The organism is Curvibacter sp. EU05-FHT14A10 (genome assembly GCF_058791075.1).
Genome location: NZ_JBYTDE010000002.1, coordinates 247,739 through 265,767 on the forward strand (window position 1 = coordinate 247,739; position 18,029 = coordinate 265,767).

At 58.1% G+C, this 18,029-nt stretch carries 13 protein-coding genes and 2 pseudogenes; 4 read left to right on the top strand and 11 right to left on the bottom strand.

Going from position 1 to position 18,029, the window contains the following annotated elements:
- The first annotated feature begins 91 nt into the window (after window positions 1-91).
- The 3 genes from AC3WUT_RS04230 to AC3WUT_RS04240 all read left to right on the top strand — a co-directional run bounded on the left by AC3WUT_RS04230 (window position 92) and on the right by AC3WUT_RS04240 (window position 4,843).
- Complete coding sequence (locus AC3WUT_RS04230) at window positions 92-1,702, top strand: AAA family ATPase (protein ID WP_492345829.1); 1,611 nt, start codon at window positions 92-94, stop codon at window positions 1,700-1,702.
- Window positions 1,702-2,826 (top strand): hypothetical protein, encoded by a 1,125-nt coding sequence (locus AC3WUT_RS04235; protein WP_492345830.1) that lies wholly within the window; start codon window positions 1,702-1,704, stop codon window positions 2,824-2,826. Before AC3WUT_RS04230 ends, AC3WUT_RS04235 begins: the two co-directional genes overlap by 1 nt.
- Window positions 2,827-3,151: 325 nt before the next feature.
- Window positions 3,152-4,843, top strand: a complete 1,692-nt coding sequence (locus tag AC3WUT_RS04240; RefSeq protein ID WP_492345831.1) for an ATP-dependent nuclease — start codon at window positions 3,152-3,154, stop codon at window positions 4,841-4,843.
- Window positions 4,844-5,004: 161 nt separating this feature from the next.
- On the opposite strand, the pseudogene AC3WUT_RS04245 reads toward AC3WUT_RS04240, so the two are convergent.
- A pseudogene (locus tag AC3WUT_RS04245) lies at window positions 5,005-5,361 on the bottom strand (integrase core domain-containing protein); the annotation flags it as partial.
- A gap of 112 nt (window positions 5,362-5,473) precedes the next feature.
- Here AC3WUT_RS04245 and AC3WUT_RS04250 point away from each other — a divergent pair.
- Window positions 5,474-5,638, top strand: a pseudogene (locus tag AC3WUT_RS04250) (IS110 family transposase); the annotation flags it as partial.
- Between the two features lie 106 nt (window positions 5,639-5,744).
- Here AC3WUT_RS04250 and AC3WUT_RS04255 read toward each other — a convergent pair.
- The 10 genes from AC3WUT_RS04255 to AC3WUT_RS04300 all read right to left on the bottom strand — a co-directional run bounded on the left by AC3WUT_RS04255 (window position 5,745) and on the right by AC3WUT_RS04300 (window position 18,025).
- The gene (locus AC3WUT_RS04255; RefSeq protein ID WP_492345832.1) at window positions 5,745-5,897 is read right to left on the bottom strand and encodes a hypothetical protein; all 153 of its coding nucleotides are present in this window, start codon (window positions 5,895-5,897) and stop codon (window positions 5,745-5,747) included.
- Between the two features lie 647 nt (window positions 5,898-6,544).
- Entirely contained in the window at window positions 6,545-6,985 is a 441-nt protein-coding gene (locus AC3WUT_RS04260; RefSeq protein ID WP_492345833.1) for a hypothetical protein, read from the bottom strand.
- 81 nt (window positions 6,986-7,066) lie between these two features.
- Entirely contained in the window at window positions 7,067-11,572 is a 4,506-nt protein-coding gene (locus tag AC3WUT_RS04265; RefSeq protein ID WP_492345834.1) for an RHS repeat-associated core domain-containing protein, read from the bottom strand.
- Entirely contained in the window at window positions 11,565-12,716 is a 1,152-nt protein-coding gene (locus tag AC3WUT_RS04270) for a hypothetical protein (protein WP_492345835.1), read from the bottom strand. The genes AC3WUT_RS04265 and AC3WUT_RS04270 overlap by 8 nt, the downstream gene beginning before the upstream one ends.
- Window positions 12,713-13,789 carry a DUF2169 domain-containing protein gene (locus AC3WUT_RS04275; protein WP_492345836.1) on the bottom strand — a complete coding sequence of 359 codons (1,077 nt, stop codon included), beginning with the start codon at window positions 13,787-13,789 and terminating at the stop codon, window positions 12,713-12,715. Before AC3WUT_RS04275 ends, AC3WUT_RS04270 begins: the two co-directional genes overlap by 4 nt.
- A 13-nt stretch (window positions 13,790-13,802) precedes the next feature.
- Entirely contained in the window at window positions 13,803-15,221 is a 1,419-nt protein-coding gene (locus tag AC3WUT_RS04280; protein WP_492345837.1) for a hypothetical protein, read from the bottom strand.
- Between the two features lie 10 nt (window positions 15,222-15,231).
- Window positions 15,232-15,564 (bottom strand): hypothetical protein, encoded by a 333-nt coding sequence (locus tag AC3WUT_RS04285; RefSeq protein ID WP_492345838.1) that lies wholly within the window; start codon window positions 15,562-15,564, stop codon window positions 15,232-15,234.
- Between the two features lie 270 nt (window positions 15,565-15,834).
- A complete protein-coding gene (gene galE, locus AC3WUT_RS04290) occupies window positions 15,835-16,842 on the bottom strand; it encodes a UDP-glucose 4-epimerase GalE (protein WP_492345839.1) in 1,008 nt (335 codons plus the stop codon).
- Between the two features lie 71 nt (window positions 16,843-16,913).
- Window positions 16,914-17,210 carry a PaaI family thioesterase gene (locus AC3WUT_RS04295; protein WP_492345840.1) on the bottom strand — a complete coding sequence of 99 codons (297 nt, stop codon included), beginning with the start codon at window positions 17,208-17,210 and terminating at the stop codon, window positions 16,914-16,916.
- A complete protein-coding gene (locus tag AC3WUT_RS04300) occupies window positions 17,210-18,025 on the bottom strand; it encodes an SDR family oxidoreductase (RefSeq protein WP_492345841.1) in 816 nt (271 codons plus the stop codon). Before AC3WUT_RS04300 ends, AC3WUT_RS04295 begins: the two co-directional genes overlap by 1 nt.
- Between the last annotated feature and the right edge of the window lie 4 nt (window positions 18,026-18,029).

Genomic DNA, 18,029 nt, shown 5'->3' on the forward strand with positions numbered 1-18,029 from the left:
TCAAATAGCATCTATTTTTTATCCGTAGCATCTTGATGCCTGTACAGTAGCATGATTACGATCAATCTGATCGCCACGTTCTGGAATCCACATGAAGAGCATCAGACTTGTAAACATCCGCAGCCTCGTTGATTGCCACGAAGTTCGAATTGCCCCTATCACAGTCCTTGTTGGCCAAAACAGCTCGGGAAAGAGTACTTTTGCACGCTTTTTTCCATTGCTTCGTCAATCATCTGAAGTGCTTGCCAGAGAGCCGTTACTTTGGTTTGGTCGCTTTGTTGACTTTGGAAGCGCAGAAGAAGCCACGTCGAGAATTGGCAGCAGCGGAGGCCCTGGGTTTGATGTCACCTTTGATGTTGACAAAGGATCCCTGATCAACCGGCGCCGGAGATACTTTGAACTTCGAACACCGCAAGGGGTTGACGTAATTCCCGTCACAGCCACTGTTCGCTATCAGGGCTCTCAAGGAGAGAAGCGACAATTGGAGTTCGGACTTTCATTCATGAACGTTCGGATCAACGTTCACATCAGCGATGTGTCAGTTGTTAGGCTAATAATCAACGGTCGAGACTTCACAGACATCGTTCAAGGGAAGCTCTATGCACCAAACTGGTCAGCCTGCTTCCCGAATCTAATTTTTCGAGACGATACCGCTAAAACGGACCCATTCACTAAGCTCATTGCTAACTACGTTCGAGCACACACCCACGGGAAATCTCAGGAAGATAGAGTCGCATTATTGACGCGCAGTATCACCTACTCATCGCTTGAGAATTTGTTAGAGCAAGTAAAGAATCCCGGAGCAGCTGACTCCATATGGGGACGTACTACGGCAGTTTGGCATGAACGCACACCCGACTTCATGAAACTCAGGGATTGGATCGTCGGCTCACGTCTGCTAGAGCTTTTTCAGGTTGCCGGCGAAGTCTTTGGTAGCCATTGCGCAAGAGTCCGCTACATTACGCCAATTCGTGCATCGGCTGAGCGCTACTATCGCAGACAGGGTCTCGCATTGGGGGAGATTGATCCACAGGGTCAAAACGTTGCAATGTTTCTTCACAATCTGTCATCAATGGAGAAGCAAAGATTTACTACTTGGATGGGAAAGCACTTTGGCTATGCCGTTGACACGGTGGCATCCTCCGGTCACATCTCGATGGTCATTCGCGATGCAGCTGATGCACCGGGCTCAACCCCAATCAACCTTGCAGACACTGGGTTTGGTTTCTCACAGATCATCCCGATCCTCATTCAGATCTGGACTGCAATGACTCAACGGAGCGCTTCACGCCTGTTGGCGGCTCCTCCAATAATTTTTTCGATCGAGCAACCAGAACTGCATCTTCATCCGCGCTTGCAGGCAGTCCTCGCTGACCTATTCATTCAAGTGGTGAAAGCTGCACGATCGAATGGCGTTGAAGTACGCCTAGTGATTGAAACTCATAGTGAGCAAATTATTAATCGCCTGGGCCGTCGCGTGAGTGAGCATAGAACTCGACGCGATGATGCTACTGGACGTGAAGACACTATCAAATATGAAGATGCTGTCGAGCGCGAAGATTCTATCGGGCGTGACGATGTAGCTGTGGTCCTATTCGACAAGCCGTCGTTTGCAATCCCAACGGATGTGCAAGTCACAGGCTATGACGACGAAGGGTTTATTACTAACTGGCCGTACGGATTTTTCGAGGCAAACGTCTGATGCTAGTCATATTGGATGAGTCTTTAGCGACTGAACTTGAAAAAAATTCCGGAAACTCAAATACCGTTCTTTCAGCAATAAATATTTGTGCTCAATCTATTATTGAGGGTACTCATATACTCTTGGCAGATAGAGAAGTATATCAGCGTCTAAAAAAATTTCACCCTCAACTTGGGGCTCGGACCGCCGCAGTATTGACACGCGCGGAGAATCGCCTACCCCAGCTTGGAGAGATACGTGATTTTGTTGAACGTGCATTGCGAGTGGTAGTCAAGCCAGGAACCGGATTGCCCCATAGAATTCAAAATGGAAAACGTACTGAGTTAGTGATTCAAGCAAGCCTTATCGACCAGTACAGTTCCCTGCTTGCTGCGCCGGCACTGATTGTAGAGAACCTCAATGATGGGTTGTGCTTCATGAAGATTGCTGAGTCCGTCGTCAACTCAGATATTATTTCTGAAGTCTCCTGGCTAAAAGTCGTGCGCTTAAGATGCAAAATCGAACAAGGAGGAGGTAACACAATTGGAAGTCTCTATGCCTATATCAAAAGCACAGGCGAACAGATTGGCCTTGCAATTGCAGACAGTGACGTCCGCTATCCCGGCGGAAGTCTTGGTGCGACAGCAACGGCGCTTAAAACAGCCGCAAACGCTCTCCCAAATTCTGCATTGCTAGAGCATCACATATTAGGCGTTCGAACAATTGAAAACTGCATTCCTCGAGCTGCGATACGTTCGATAACCGAAGAGCTAGATCCAATTCAGGTCTATCGCTTCGATCGTCAAGCCGCCGTCCTTGCCACGTCACCATTCTGGACCTTATTACCAATGAAAACTGGCGTAAAGTGCTTCGAAGTTGATCAAAAAAATGCTGAATCGACGTTCTGGACAGCACTGCTCGGTGGCAACATATGCCGAAATGAATCACACTGCAAAGATAAAAAAAGCTGCACTAAATATAAGCTACCTCCTGTTTCAGATAAAATCCTTGCGCGGTCGGTCGATAAATCCAGAAAATTACCCATTACTACGCAATGCGCAGATGGAATGTCAGATCTTTGGAAAGGGCTAATTGTGCTCTTGTACTCATACTTCTGTGGTGGCGAACGCAGCACAGTACTTTGAGGTTTTAGAATATAAAATTTCCTCATATTAATCATGCCGGCATACAATATCGATCAGAGCCATCAATCCAAAGGTTAAGGGCCATGCACACCCTTAATCCCTCCTCAAGTCCAAGAGTATATATGGACATCTCACAGACAAAATTGCCCGAATGTATTCGCATCCAGCTTGAAAGTCAGGCCACGCCCCCAGATTAGGCCTTCACAAGCATCGATCGACTCCATACCACTTATAATTTGCTGGCTGGCCTTCATAGCGATATTCAGGCAAAAAAATCCTGCTGCAAAACAATATAATTGTTACATTAAAATTAAAATTTAGAACCATGAAAATCAAGAAAATTAAAATAAAAAATTATCGGAGTATAAAATCAGAAATCTCCATAGACTTTAATGGTGAGTTGGCAATAATTGGACCCAACAACTCTGGAAAAACAAATTTCCTCAAAGCAATAAATATGTTTTTCGATGGGATGAAAGGAAGTCCGTACTCAATCTCAAGCGATCTTCCATTTGGCCTATCCGGAGAACAGACAAGCATAGTCATATCATTTCAAACAACCCCCGAAAAAGATGCAGACTTCATTTCAAAATACAAAGAAGTAATTGAACTTCTGGAGGAAGAGAAGGAAATTGAAGCAGGTTTAATAAATTTATACCTTAGCTTCCCCTCTACAGGAAGAGCAAATTACCGCTTTTTTACCAACGACAAAGTTCAAAGCGATAAGCGGGAAGAATACAGAAAGTTGCATGAAGAGCTTATTGCCTATTTTTTAAATCGATTTGTATGTAATTACATTCCTTCGGAAAAAAGCTCGGCATCATTATTTAATGAATTCTTGCTCCCCCATCTGAAGCGACACATTGGGGACTTACTTCAAGAACAGCAGCGCAGTGTAGATGAGGCCCTACTTGTCGTTTCAAAAAAAATTTCCAAAAACATGCATGAAGCAGGCCTTTTGGAGATGAATTGTATGTTCGGGTTACCTGACAATCTATTCTCAAGCGCTCTTTCTAAATTCGATTTTTTCATTGACGATGGTGAAAGGACACCTTTTCATCAAAAAGGAAGTGGCGTACAAGCAGCGACAATTCTAGCCTGCCTCGAATGGATCACCCTAAAAGAGAACAATGAAGGAAAAGATGTAGTTTGGCTTATCGAAGAGCCCGAATCCTATCTACACCCCGGATTGGCAGGTGCCTGCAGAAATATCATTGAAAATCTATCAAAATCAAGCGACGTATTTACAACTACCCACGCAATGGGTTTCATTCCAAACAATCACGAAAAGGTCTTGCAATCATCCATTGGCGACAGGCAGGAAACATCACTCCAAAGCTTAAAGGGTTATTCCGAGGCAACTCAATCCATAAGAAATGCACTAGGCATTCGATTTAGCGATTATTACAACCTTACGGAATATAATATATTTGTTGAAGGGAAGACCGACAAGGCATTAATCCAACACGTTCTTAGCATCGTCAAACCAAAAGGCAAGGTAAATCAATTTAAGGCTTTAAGACAAGCCTCCATCATGGACTTCTCTGGAGTAAGCAGCCTTAAAGATTTTTTAAAATCTACATATAGCTTCATGGCTAAGGAGCGCTCAATCGTTGCTGTCTTCGATGGGGATGATGCTGGCGTTCGCGCGACAGGAGATCTTGGTCACTATTTTTCCAATAAAGAAGTCTCATTCAATTCAAATCAAGAATATATAATACTTCCAAACCGTTTACCAATAGAGTCACTGTTTCCAATCCAGTGGCTCGAAGAGCTTTCCAAAGAGCAACCAAAGTGGTTGACCATCGTGCACGATGCTTCCAGTAAAGTTATCAGCCTGAACATGCCCGGACACCAAAAATCAAACATATGTGACTGGCTAGTTAATCGATCGACAAAGGCAACGAATTCAGCCAATGGGATTTATGATTGGGCTAAAGACTTCATCAATATCTTCAATCTACTGGATGATATGCTGATCAAAAAACATGATAAAATTCGAAAATTCGCCCATTGAAATTATTAATAGCCTGTACGAATACAGCATTTAAAAGAACGTCTTCTCGCGATTATTTGATGGAAATTCATTTATTTAGTAATAGCGAAACCATTGGCCGCGGCGATCGCCGCAATGTAGCCATCGGCCGGCGGTACGTGTCAAGAAAGTTGTCGCCCAATTCATGCGCGCCGAGGCGCTTTATCCAGTGCTGATGTCGGCGTTTCGATGGGCTCCGAATCCCGCTCCGGGTTGAGCTTGACCACCGCGATGTGATCCCAGTTTCGGGTGTGTCTGGCCCACCTGACCGGATGGCATTGGCGGGCCTGCCGGTACAACTCATCGCGGCGTTTCAATATCTCCACGTCCTGCCCACTGTGTCGCTGCGCTGGTGTCATGTATCGAATCCCGCTGTGGCGGTGTTCCAAGTTGTACCAATGCACGAAGTTCGCAGCCCAGGCCCTTGCGTTATTCAGGTCCGCAAACCCGCTCTTGGGGTATTCAGGGCGGTATTTGGCCGTTCTGAACAGCGCCTCGACAGTAAGCAACCGGCCAAGTCATCTATCCAGAGCCCTCGCCATAGGGTATTCATGTCCACACCCCCTAGTTTCTTCTGTTTTAAGGATGCGACAACTATTCTGACGCGGGGGGCAGTGGGCGCAGCGACTACGCGAGCGCTGTGGTTGGCAGAAGGCCGTTGTAGCACTCGCCAACAAGAACGCGCGGATTCTGTGGGCCATCATGACTGGCAACAAACGCTATGACGCCCACCACGTCAGCGTCCCTCCTGCACTAGCAATGCCATTGGCAGCGTAGCCAGGCTGGACAGCGCCGTAAGCGAAGTAGGTTATTTCCTTGTCAGACGTGAAATCGAAGATGCATTGAACAGGTCAGACCGGCAGCAGGCAAGCTCGAATTGTTGTCAGTGAGCACCATGTGCATCACGCGAGGCGAATGGAGCCCTGCTGAGCGGTTCGTATCTGGGGCCGCACTTTGTGCAACAAGCCCGACTGTAGATGTGCAGTCTGTTCCTTGTTTCAAGCAATTCGATCGACGCGTCTTGCAACTGGAGCAAGGCTCAAGAAATTCATGTTGAACAACGTGGGAAGTCCCTGTAGACAACAAGTCTGACGCGGGGGGCACCTTTGATTGCCCCCATGAGAATGTCCATTTAGAAGTGAAATGGGCATCTTCGGGACCTCGGAAATGGGGGGCAAGATGGGAGGACTGGCCGCTTACGCTGTAGCGGCCGCGGCGCCGGCCGGGCGAAGGGAGATTGATTGCTGAGGAGTCCATGTGCACACCAAGGGGAGTGATTGGTGGGTTGGATCCTCAGGCGGCGGCGCAGGGTTGAGTAGATGACTTGCCAGGACGCTTACGGATGGTCTCCACTGCAGACTGCAGACTGCAGACTGCAGACTGCAGGCGTCGGCTCGGCGTCTTGCGCGCGCAACGCCCGTACGGTGAGATCAGCGTCACAAGTACTGAGCATGACACCACCCGATTCCTTCAACTTAGAAGGATTTCTTTGCAGGCCGTCTTGGACAGCGGGTCAAGGCCGAACGCGATGTGATTCATAGCCGCTATCTTGTGCAATGTTTAAGTTCGTCCAAGTGGTTGGATCGGGTTTTGCAGACTATCCTTTGATTATTATTAATGGCAAAAGAAAATTCACAACAACCAGAAAATATTACCAATAAAAACATCACCCAAAAAACAATTTTAAATTTTAAACTTTTGCATTAGCGAATGCGATTGAATATAAGCTCTAAATTTCTCACAAGCGCCCAAACCAAACCGACCCACATCATAAAATACAAATCCCATCAAAAAGTCAGCACCATCTCTCTCGACAGACGACCTCCCTTTATTAAAAAGTATGTAATGAACCATCTTTAAAAGATTAAAATCTTGGATGGAGATATCATTGCATTCTCTATTTTTAAAATTTTCATCACAATAAATATTCATCTCCTCATCCGAAATATTCCCCCTCAAATAATCAGACACCTTACCAACATAAAAATCAACAATACTCAACGCCCTAGTCGAAAAGTCATTTTCTCTAACACTATTCGGCTCAAGCACCTCTTCCACAATATAGTCCCGAAGGACTCCCATCATTTCAAAATACGACATCTTTGCGATATCAAAGCTGCTCACAAACAAATCATACTGAATTCTGCAAGATATATTTTGCGATTGAAAGTCTTCTGAATTTTTCATAATTAAATACAATTAAAATCAAATTTCGCAATCGTCACCAATTTCCAATTGTTTCTTCACGTGAGCACATGATGAGCAGGCGGTCATGGGTTTCATTTTCCTATCATTGCGCCAGACCGTCATAGTTGCACCGGCGGTCATATTTTTAAGGCCAGCCAAAGATGTAATACCATTCTTATTTGCTGCCTTGCTCAACATGTCAGCCTCGGCACAATCCCCATGATAATCACTTCTCGCTGATTTAGGGACATTATCGTATGCCTGCTTAACAGCAGAGTTGGTTACTCCAGTACCTCCCTCCATTTTACTAAGGCCAGTCTCGATGCCATCTGGAATATTCAAACCAACAATCTTCCCCGCAGCTCCGGTCAGACCAAATGGATCCATCCATAAATTTGGACTCGGGCTGTATTGATAAATATTAAAACCACCCTCCAACCCAATCGGATCCTGAGAAACAAACCTCCCAACCATCGGATCGTAGTACCGAAACCGGTTGTAGTGCAGCCCCGTCTCCTCATCAAACTGCTGCCCCTGAAACCGAAACGGTTGCTCCAAGGGCGGCGTCGGGCCTCTGCCCTGGGCCTGGGCCTGGGCCTGGGCCTGGGCCTGGGCCTGGGCCAGGGACCAGCCCGTGGCCAAGTCATCCGTCCCTGTCCTCAAGCCCTGCCAGACTTTGGCCTCTCCCCACACCTTGTAATCCGCCGCCCAGGCCACACGCCCCTGGACGTCGGTGAGTTCCAGCGGCGCGCCGATCTGGTCGCACTGGTACCAGAAGGTCTGCCCGTGCTGCACGGTTGCCAGGGGCACAAAGCTGTTGGGCTCGTGGATGAACAGCGCGGTGGGTTGGCTGGCGCGCTGGCTTTGCAGCAGCAGGTGGCCGTCCCACAGGTAGTGGGTGCTGCCAAAGGCGTCTGTCTTGCTAATGCGTCGGCCCAGGGCATCGTAGCGGTAGTGGGTGGTTTGGGTGACACCGTGGCGGCTGACCTGGGCACGACTCAGTTGGTGGGCGGCGTCCCAGCTCAGTTGGGTGTCGCTGTGTTGCTCCAGGCTTGGGTGGGCCTGGGTGCGGCGGATCAGGTTGCCGTGGGGGTCGTACTCAAAACTCAGGTCTTGGTAGGTGCGCAGTCGGTTGTCGGGCAGGGTCTGGATGGCCCCATCGGGCGAGCCGGGGCTGAGGATGTTGCTGGCGGGATCGAACACAAAGCGCTCAGGCGCAAACGCGGTGTTGGTGGCCGTGGGCAGGGCCGCCAGGATGCGGCCGGTGGGGTCGTACTCAAAGTGCTGGCCGCCGCGCCGGCTGTCTTGGCGTTGCTGCAACTGGCCTGCGGCATCGTAGGTGTAGCGTCGCTCCAGGACCGGGCGCGCCGCGTGCGGGCCCAGACTGGCATGGTGGCGTGTGAGGCGGCCCAGGGGGTCGTGATCGTAGCGGCTGCTCAGGGCGCCCTGGCTGCGTTGCACCTCGCGGTGCAGGGCGTCGCGCTCCAGATCGGTGATGACTTCAAAGCGGGCGGGCTGGCCGGGCTCTGAGGCGGGGGTTTCAAGGTTGATCTGGTGCAGGTGGCCCGAGCCGTAGTACAGCCGGTTCAGGGCTCGGCCATCGGGCAGTTCGGTGCGCACGCGGTTGCCCAGGGGGTCGTAGCGGTGGCTGAGGCGGCGCTTCAGGGGTTGAGGCTGGAGGCCGTACAGGACCTGGGTTTCGCTGAGCAACTGGCCCAGGGGGTCGTAGGCCAGGGTGATCTGGGCGGCGGCATTGCTGGCACCGATGAGGCGGCCCAGGGGGTCGTATCGGAAGCGGCTGCTGGCAGAGGCGAACGGAGCGTCGGTGTGCTGGGGCGGCGCTGGGCCGGGCTTTTCGGGGCCGGGCTCTTCATGGTCGGGCTCGCCCTCGTGGCGCTTGGCGGTGAGTCTGCCCAGGGCGTCGCGTTCGAAGTGGGTGACCTTGCCAGGGCCGAGCTCGGTGCCGCCCGTTTCGATCAGGTGGCTGAGCTCGCCTGCGGCGTTGTAGACGTAGCGCTGATGGCGCCCATCAAAGCCGATTTCGTCGGTGACACGGTCAAGCAGGTCGTAGCGAAACTGGTGGTGGGCACCGTTCTCGTTTTGCAAGGCCTGCAGGCGCGACGCGCGGTCATAGAGGTAGTGCAGGGTGTGGCCCAAGGCGTCGGTGCGCCTGAGCAGTTGGCCCCTGCGGTTGTAGGCATAGTGGGTTTGCGCGCCCAACGGGTTGGTGTAGCCGAGCAGTTGTCCGGCGGCCCCATAGCGGTAGTGGTGCACGCCCCCATCAGGGTCGATGGCCTGGGTGAGCCGGTTGAGCACGTCGTAGGCATAGCGGGTGCTTTGGCCCAGGCTGTCACGGCGCTCTACCAGGCGGCCCAGTTCATCGTGCCGAAAATCGGTGCTCTGCCCGGAGCAGTCGACAAACTGCGTCAGTTGACCGCGCGCGCCCCACTGCAAGGTTTGGCGCCCCCCTCGGGCATCGGTGATCTGCACGGGCAGGCCCCGTTCGTTGTAGGCGTAGCGGGTACTTTGCTGCAGGGGATCGACCTGCTCGATCAAGTGGCCCCGTTCATCGTAGCGACGCAGCCATTGACCGCCGGCGGCATCGGTCAGGCGCTCGGGCAGGTCCAGCGCGTTGTAGTCGATGCGGGTGGTGTGGCCCGCCGCATCGATGAGACGGACCAGGTTGCCGCGGGCGTCGTGCTGGTAGCTGGTGCTGCGGCCCAAGGCATCTTGCACGCTGCGCGGGTTGCCATTGGCGTCGGTGGGGGTCAGCGTGCGGTGGCCGGCGGCATCGGTGCTGGCGATGATGTCTTCTCGGGCATCGTATTCATAGACGGTGGCCCGGCCCAGGACATCGGTGACGGTAGTGCGCCTGAGCAGGGGCTGGTAGTTGAATCGGTCATCCAGGCTGCCGTCCTGGGCCCAGGATCGCAGCACCTTGCCACCGGGGTGGTAGTGGTCGTAGCTGGCTTCAAAAGTGCCGCCTTCGAGCGTGGTGTAGCCGGTCAGCACCTGGTTTTGCCAGCGGTAACGGCGGCTGTGGCCCGCGGCGTCGATGGCCTCCACCAGTTGGCGGTCTTGGTAGCGGTAGCGCACCAGAAGCTGGGGCTTGTCGCCTGGGCGGGCCTGAAGACTGACCTCTTGCAAGTGGGCATCGGCCGTCCAGCTCAAATGCAGCACCGCGCCTTGCGTGTCGCGCAGTTGGTAAGGCCTGTGGACTGCGGCAAGGTCTTGGGGGGCTGCACGGTAGAACAGTTCAAACCCCTGACCATCGCGGTTCACCATGCCCCGCAGGGGCAAGCGCCATTGCGTCGCATGGCGACGGACAAAATGAAAGGCCAGGCCGCTCTTGTGGTTCACCACCCAGGTCTGGGCATCGGACCGTTGCAGGGTGAACTGCTCATACGCGTCCCAATGGGTGTGGCCCACCTCCAGCCAGGGCAAGGCCACGGTGCGCGCTCGTTCGTCCAGGTATTGCAAGCCTTGCGCGCCGATCAGCAGTTCGACCGACATCGGCAGCACCCAGCCCTGCCCAAACCAGCCATCACGGGACAGGCCGGAACGGTAATACCGTTGCCAGACGATGGGCACCGTGTGGCTGAGTTCAAAATCCAGCTCGGTGAGTGTCTTCTCGCCGGTCGCGATGATGACGGGGCCGCCCGTGGCGCAGGCGCAATGGCTTTTGCGCCCCCCGCCCACCTTGCGCACCACCACCTCTTTGACCGAGTTACCCAGGGCACTGACCTTGGGGGCCAGTTTGGCGCCGGCCCTGCCCATGGCGCTCAACAGCAGGGCGGTGCCGGCGCCAGCCATCCATTGCTCCAGTTGGGCTGTGGCCTCGGCCAACTGGGCGGGGGTCATGGGTTCGCTCCAGGCGGCCACCAGGTCCGTGAGCTCCGCCAGCCTGGGCCCCAGGTTTTGGGCCAGCGTCAACAGACGATCACCGCCCAGCACGGCAGTGCCCACCCAACCCACGCCAGGCACGGCACTGAGTGCCAACAGCCCCAGGGTGACGGCCAGGTTGAGCAGGCTCTCTGGCGAGGCCAGCTGCGCCATCACCGCCTGGGCTTGGGCAGCGCCGGCTCGGGCCAAGCCCTCGGCACTGACACCGGCAATGACCTTTTGGCCGTTCTCGATGGCCACTCTTGCCGACGAGGGCAGCAGCGACCAGACGGTGGCCGTGCCGGTCTTCACGCCGTGCATCACCGCGTGGTGGCCTTCGATGTGGAGCTGCTTGTCGTGTTCGAGGAAATGATTGCCATGGTGCTGAACCTGGGTGAACAGGCTGCGCATCACGACGAAATCGTGCTGGCCGTTGTCGAGGATGCTGTGCTGGTGGGCCAGGGCCGTGCCGTTGTGGGTGACGGTGGCGGCCGGGTTGGCGATCACGCTGCTGTCATTGCGGTGGGTGGCCAGGCCTGGCTCGCCCTTGGGCTTGAGGTGCACCGGGTCCATGCTTTGATGGACGGTGCCGATCTGGCTTTGCGAGATCAGCAGCAGCTGGTGGGTGGCGAGCTCAGCCATGGTGTGTTGTGCCTGTCTTGCGCCGCGCCGCACGCCTGGGCGAGCGCTCCATCACCACCGCCGCGGTGCTTTTGTCCATGCCCAGGCTCCAGGTCAGGGCGGCGTTCACCCGCTCGATGTGGCGGGCCTCTTTTTCGGCCATCAGGGCCCACATCAGGGGCAAGGCCGCAGTACCGGTCTGCCCCAGTGGGTCGGCAATGCGCAGAACATGAGGGGCCTGGGTGCAAGCGGCCAGGGCGCGCTGCTGCAGCCGCAGCTCATCCATCACACGCCAGCCCGAGCCATCCGAGTCGCTGGCCAGATGGCTCAAGTGCTCGGCCTTCAGGCCGGCCATCGACAGCGCTTGCTCGACCGCCTGGTTGAGGGCCTGGCCATCGCCTTGAAGGGTGCTGGGCCAGCGTGGAACAGGGTTGTTCTGCAAACCAGGCCGGTGCAGCGCAAACCAGCCAGCGGGCAGGTGTTGAACGCTGGGGCAGGGGCGCAGAAGCAAGCCAACAGCGGCTTCGCCAGCCACAAAGCCCTGGGTGCCCTGGGTACCCGGGCTTGAGCCGCGGCTCAGAATCAGGCCCTCACGTGCGGCCTTGCCCAGCACCGAGGGCTCTGCCCATGAGTCGGCGCTGGCGATGACGATGTATTGCAGCAGTGGATCGGCATCCAGCGCGTCATAGGCCATTTGCAGGGCATGGGCCACACCACTGCTGCCATGCAGCACATAGCGCCCCTGTCTGCGGCCGAGGGTGGTCCAGATCGGGTGCGCGGCCAGGGTCTGCTCAGCGGCTCGCAAGAGCTGTTGTGCCATACCGGTATCGGCCCAGTGGGGCAGCACCAGCAGGTACAGGAGGTGGCTGCGCCATTCTGGCGGCCTGGCGGGCAACGGCAGGCGCTCCAGCGCCTCGGCCAGCGCGGACTGCAACAGCGGTTGCAGCCGCTGGGCGCCGTGCTCCTGGCCGGTGCGCAATGCATGACGGCAGGGGGCGCAGGTCAAGGGATCGACACTGAACTCGGGCCGGTGCTGGAACCGAAAGCCGCTCACGCCCCCTAGCAGGGAAGAGAGGGTCTGCGCGGTCGAATGGCCGAGCGCGGTCACCATGCCCCAGCTCTGCAACGCCAAAAGGGGGCGGGTCTTGGAAGACACGGTCATCATGCTGCTCGGTTCATGCTGGAAGAGGTGCTGGCCCGGGTGACGCCCAGCTCCAAAAGACTCACACCACCAGGCCCCTCGCCCTGCGGAACCACTGCACGCCAAGTGAGGCTGTACCGCGACTGGGTGGGCTCCAGCAGCAAGGTGTCGGGCACCAGATGGACGGGTGGAGGGCGATGGCCGTTGTGCCATTGCGCCTGCAGGTACAAGCCCAGATCGGGCCAAGTGAATTCATCGCGACCCCGACTGGACAGGTTTTGCAGACGGACCCGCGTACCGGGTACGGGGACCTGCCCCAGTTGCAGCTCGGGCGCAGCCAGGTTGTGAAAGCGCTGGTTGAAGTCAAGGGGTGGCCGTGGTGCCCGCGAACGCCGCCAAACCTCATCGCAATGACCTGCATGGCGTTGCCGGTGGGTTGCATCACTGGGCCATTGGTTCCAGCCGACGGGTGGGGTCCGATCCCGGGGGGTTCTGATCGGGGCCCTGGGGTCTTCGAGCCAGGGCAAAAGCCTCAGACGGGCCTGCAATGCTGGCGCGGCTTTGGAGGGCAAGGCTGTTTGCGGCCCCCGCTCGGGGTTGAGCTGACCACCAAGCGAGAATGCTGCATGCATGGGGACGGTGCGCACCTCGCCCAAAGGCTCGATGCGCCAGCCCAGCAAGGAAGCAGGGCACCAACGGCGTGGGGCATGAGCATCAATGAACCATTGTTGATCGCCAATCGAGAGACCTGCCTCAAACTGGCGGCAGGCCCGGCCATCAGGGGCATGGCAATGTCCGGCCACCAGCACATCCAGTGCGGGTTTCGGGAGCACGTAGTCGGCGCCGACCCAATCCACCCAGTCGTCCGCCTTGTGTGCGGCAGCGAGCACCTGCTGTTGCAAGGGTTCACGCACCAGATCGCCAAGGCGCATGCGTTGAGCCAGCCGATGCAAGGGCGCCGCCTGGGCGGGTGAGGCCAGGCCCAGGCCCCGAAACAACCAACTGCCTTTGATAACCACCAAATGCACCGCTTGCCCCTGTGCATCGAGCGTTTCGACGGTGTCTGCCAGAAATGGCGTGTAGTTGAGCAGCTCCATGGTGGGGTCGCTCTCAGTGGGGCGCGGTGGATGCGCCGCCAGCGTTGAACTCGGTGACGAGCTCGGCCAGCATGGCCGCGTCATCCTGGTGCCTGGCCACGTCGCTCGCATCGACAGCAAACGGTTGCTGGGTGGCATGGGCGCGTTCAAAGTAAAGCCATTGCCGCAGGGGCTGAGACAGCTCGGGCAGAATGGCCGGAAAGGCCGCCGGTTGACTCGGAGAGCCCTGCGGCCTGCCTTCGCGCAGGCGCAGCTCGGCAGCCCGGCCCGGATCGCTGACCCAGGCCGCCAGCGTCCAGGGCGCTGTGTCGGCACCGTTTTGAAGCGGCACAAAGGCCCGTCGGAGCGCTTGCAGCATGAGCTCGCGCAGGGCCTGCTGCTTGGGCTCGGCCAGGTTGGGCTTTTGGCGCAACGCCGGGGGCACCTGGCCCAGCGTCAGCCACAGAAGATCCGTCTGAAGCTCGGTGACCGGACCGGCCTGCGCGGTGATGCCTTTGCAGGCGCACATCAGGCCTGTCAGATGACCGCCCAGGGCCAACACACGCCACCCGATGGGCTCAGGCACGCGGCCAGCGCCCGCCTTGGCCTGCTCACCGGCGGCCGGGTCAATCCCCCAAGCCAAGGCCGTCTCGACAGCACGCTGGGGCTGATCCAGCGCATGCAGTGCCCAAGCCAGATCTTGCAGGGGTGCATGGGGGGATTGCAGCAGCCCTTGGCCCAATCGGTAGAGCCTGCGTCGGCCCGACATGCCCACCAGTTGCAGTGCCTGTACCTGAAGTGGGGCCGAGCCATGGGTCAAAGCATGGCGCACAAAGGCCTCGCTGCCGTCGTTGAAGATGCCCAGACGCAGCAATGCGAGATGCACTGAGGCGGCCAAGGGGTTGGCCTGCTGAGCCTGGAGCAATGCGGCCCGACGCTCGTGCAGCGTGCGTCGACCGATCAGCTCGACAAACAAGGGAAAGCAGTTCGACGGTTGCCGCTGCATGAAAGGCACGATGTGATCGTTGCGCTCTTGCAGCAAGCTTGACGGGACCGGAAAGAACAACAGAGCGTCTCGTACCTCGTCAGGGTGGGCGACCAGCTCAGCGTCGAACCACTGTGGCAGTTCGGCGTGGCGACACTGGATGGCGAGCGCACAGCGCAAAAAGACCCAGGCCGGCAGCCCCCGTGCGCCTTGGACACGGGCTTCGTCGATGCGCGCCTGCAGCAGACGGTCAGCGCCTGGCTGATCCAGGCTCAGGGCCACGATGCACTGTTCAAGCTGGGTGTCCATGACCCTCAGCGCGTTCAAGGTGGCCCCTTGATCGGCCATCAGGCGACGGCGGCGCTGCCGCGCCCGCATGGCTTTGTCCATGATCTGCTCCAGCAGTCCGGGCTGCGGCGGCAGGCGAAACCGTGACAACGGTGCAGGCAGGGGGTGGACTGCATTCATGGCGGGCCCGTCAGTTGATTTCGACCGAAGCACCTTCGATGCGGTGCGTGCCCAAGGCAGCGCTCAGAATGCGATCGGCCTGGCAACTGAGTTCGCCGTTCAAGTTCAGGTGAATCGAAGCCTCTCCGCAGCGCAACGAGACGGCATCAAGGCCGTTCAGCTCAAGACGGGTGGCCGAGATCTTCAGGGTGTTGCTGGCAGCCTGGTAATCCAGGAGGGGCGCTCGCGAGCCCTTGTCCAGTGGGTAAGCAGCCACAATCAAGGCAGAGACGGGAAAGCCATCGGGTGGGCATTGCAGCACCACCTGCTGCCCCGGCGCCACCCCGGGGACATGGGTGGCCAAAAGAGCGCTCAATGGCCCTGAAGCGGTTTGGACCTGCCAAAGCAGACCATCGCACCCGATGACCTCACCCAGGTGGCTTTGAAACGTCGCTGCGGGGCGGGCCGCAGGGCGGATTGTCTGTGCCGATGGGCGCATGGCCAACGTCCTCCAAAATCACATTCCATGAACCCGATGGATTCTGAATGCCGATTTGAAATTTGATGGACCGCTGCAGGTAAGAGAAAGTCTCAGTTGTGGCGAGCAGATTGAAGGGGCGCCAAACTTGCGCCGTTAAACCCCGCCCTGCCACCGCCAGGCATCGATGCACATGTCAGCCAGGCCCAGCTCCGCCTGCCAACCGAGGTGCTGACGCGCGGCCGTCACATCAGCCATCCAGCAGGCCGCATCGCCCTCACGCCGCGGTGCCCACTGGTGAGGCACGGGGTGGCCGGTGTGCTGCTCAAAGGCTTGCAGCAGTTGCAGCACCGAGAGGCCCTGGCCACGGCCCAGGTTGAGGATGCGGTGACGTTCCTGCGTGGGCGGCCCCTGTTGCAGCACCTGCCGCACGGCGGCCAGGTGGCCCAGGGCCAGGTCCATCACGTGGATGTAGTCGCGCACCCCGGTGCCATCGGGCGTGGGGTAGTCGTTGCCGAAGATGCTCAAGGGTGGGCGCTGGCCGGCGGCGGCCTGGGCCATCACCGTGAGCAGGTTCAGCGTCTGGCCGCGAGGCGCCTCGCCCAGCTGGCCGCTGGGGTGCGCCCCGACCGGGTTGAAGCAGCGCAGGCTGAGCATGCGCCAGTCAGGGTGGCTGGCGGCCACGTCGTGCAGGATCTGCTCGACCATGACCTTGCTGCGGGCCTCGGGGTTCAACGGGGCCAGGGGAGCGGTCTCGGCCAGTTGCTGCGCTGCGGGATTGCCGTAGACCGTGGATGACGAAGAGAACACCAGCCGCCGCACCCCGGCGCGCTCCATGGCCCGGATCAGCGTGACCGTGCCGCCCACGTTGTTGTCATGGTAGAGCGCGGGCTGGGCCAAGCCCTCGCCCACGGCCTTGAGGCTGGCGCCATGCACCACGGCCTGGATGGGGTAGCGCGCCAACAAGGTGTCGAGCAGGGCCGCATCGCGCACATCGCCCTGAACAAACAAGGGGACCTGGCCCGTGATGCGGGCCAGGCCCTGCAGGGTGGACTCCGGGCTGTTGGCCAGGTTGTCGAGCAGCACACAGGGCAGCCCGGCCTGGGCCAGGGCCACCGCGGTGTGGCTGCAGATGAAGCCGGTGCCGCCGGTCAGAAGAATCATGGTGGTGAGAGCTGGGACGCAAGAGGCCCTATTGTGGCGAACGCCAGCCCCATTCAAGCCATGCCCGGGCGCTATCGCTGATAGCGGAAGGTGCCCATGGCCCGCGCGACCAGGCGCTGCGCGCGGTCACGCAGCTCGGCCTCGCAAAAGCACACCGAGCGCCCACCGCCTGTGACCCGGCCGTGGGCCTGCAACGGCGCCTCGGGGGCGGCGCTGAACACCAGGCTCAGGTCGGTGATCGCCAGCAGGCGGGCCCCATCGTCGAGGCGGCTGCGGGCCGCCTGCCGAAGGGCCTGATGCAGTAAAAGGCATTGCGCCAACTCGGCGTCGGCCTGCAGGTCTGCCTGGTTGGCTGCCTCTGCGCCCATCAGCGCGGGCCTCGCGCCGTGGCTTCGGCAGCGGCCGAGAAATCGCGCGGGCCGCTCAAGGACAGCCCCCCGTCCACCGGGATGATGGCCCCGGTGATGAAGCTGCCCCAGTCGCTGGCCAGCCATTGGGCCATGCGGGCGATGTCGCTCACCTGGCCCAGGCGACGCAGGGGCACGCGCTGGGCCATCTGGGTCAGGGTGTCGGCGGTGGGGGCCAGGCGCTTGAGACCCTCAGTGTCGGCAATCGGCCCCGGCACGATGGAATTGACGCGGATGCCCTGCGGCCCCCACTCCATGGCCAGCACCTGGGTCAGCATGTCGACCCCCGCCTTGGCGGCGCAGACATGGGCCTGGTAGGGCGTGGGCGTGAACGCCTGGCTGGCCGAGATCTGGATCACGCAGGCCCCGGGCTGGCGCAAGTGTTCGTGGGCCAGGCGGGCGACGTGAAAGCTGCCCATCAGGTCGATGTCGACCACAGTCTTGAAGGCATTGGGCGACATGTCGAGCACCCGCGCCAGAAAGTTGCCCGCAGCGCCCGACACCAGCACATCGATGGGGCCAAAACGCCCGGCCGCCGCGGCCAGGGCGGCCGCCACCGCCTCGGGCTGGCGCACGTCGGCAGCCTGGCCAAAGGCCTCGGCACCGGTGGCCTGCAAGGCCGCCACGGCGCTGCCGACCTTGTCGGCCGAGCGGCTGATCAGGCTGATGCGGGCACCGGACTCGGCAAAGGCCTGGGCAATGCCGAAGTTGATGCCGGACGAACCGCCGGCCACAAACACGTGGCGGCCTTGAAAATCGAAGGGGTTGTTGCTCATGGGG

Bases quoted from the DNA above. Each gene is read 5' to 3' on its own strand.
- AC3WUT_RS04295 (WP_492345840.1), bottom strand. From the start codon at position 17,210: ATGGGCGCAGAGGCAGCCAACCAGGCAGACCTGCAGGCCGACGCCGAG.
- AC3WUT_RS04235 (WP_492345830.1), top strand. From the start codon at position 1,702: ATGCTAGTCATATTGGATGAGTCTTTAGCGACTGAACTTGAAAAAAAT.
- AC3WUT_RS04265 (WP_492345834.1), bottom strand. From the start codon at position 11,572: ATGGCTGAGCTCGCCACCCACCAGCTGCTGCTGATCTCGCAAAGCCAG.
- AC3WUT_RS04230 (WP_492345829.1), top strand. From the start codon at position 92: ATGAAGAGCATCAGACTTGTAAACATCCGCAGCCTCGTTGATTGCCAC.
- AC3WUT_RS04270 (WP_492345835.1), bottom strand. From the start codon at position 12,716: ATGATGACCGTGTCTTCCAAGACCCGCCCCCTTTTGGCGTTGCAGAGC.
- AC3WUT_RS04280 (WP_492345837.1), bottom strand. From the start codon at position 15,221: ATGAATGCAGTCCACCCCCTGCCTGCACCGTTGTCACGGTTTCGCCTG.
- AC3WUT_RS04275 (WP_492345836.1), bottom strand. From the start codon at position 13,789: ATGGAGCTGCTCAACTACACGCCATTTCTGGCAGACACCGTCGAAACG.
- galE (WP_492345839.1), bottom strand. From the start codon at position 16,842: ATGATTCTTCTGACCGGCGGCACCGGCTTCATCTGCAGCCACACCGCG.
- AC3WUT_RS04300 (WP_492345841.1), bottom strand. From the start codon at position 18,025: ATGAGCAACAACCCCTTCGATTTTCAAGGCCGCCACGTGTTTGTGGCC.
- AC3WUT_RS04240 (WP_492345831.1), top strand. From the start codon at position 3,152: ATGAAAATCAAGAAAATTAAAATAAAAAATTATCGGAGTATAAAATCA.